Origin of the sequence: Streptomyces diastatochromogenes, assembly GCF_002242805.1 — a bacterium.
In the GTDB taxonomy this organism is placed as follows: Bacteria; Actinomycetota; Actinomycetes; order Streptomycetales; family Streptomycetaceae; genus Streptomyces; species Streptomyces diastatochromogenes.
Genome location: NZ_MCGQ01000225.1, coordinates 1 through 207, shown reverse-complemented (window position 1 = coordinate 207; position 207 = coordinate 1). Strand labels below are relative to the sequence as shown.

Here is a 207-nt window from a genome sequence, read left to right as displayed (position 1 = left end):
GGACACCGGCGATGTTGCCCAGCTTGGACGACTTGAAGACCTCGCGGATCTCCGCCGTACCGAGCTCGACCTCTTCGTACTCCGGCTTGAGCATGCCCTTGAGGGCCGCCTCGATCTCCTCGATCGCCTGGTAGATGACCGAGTAGTACCGGACGTCCACACCCTCGCGCTCGGCCATCTGCGCCGCGCGGCCGGCCGCGCGGCGCA

General features: G+C 67.6%; 1 protein-coding gene. It reads right to left on the bottom strand.

The window, feature by feature from the left end; genetic code table 11:
• On the bottom strand, window positions 1-207 hold a 207-nt coding region (locus tag BEK98_RS47730), incomplete at both ends, for a hypothetical protein (protein WP_425276678.1).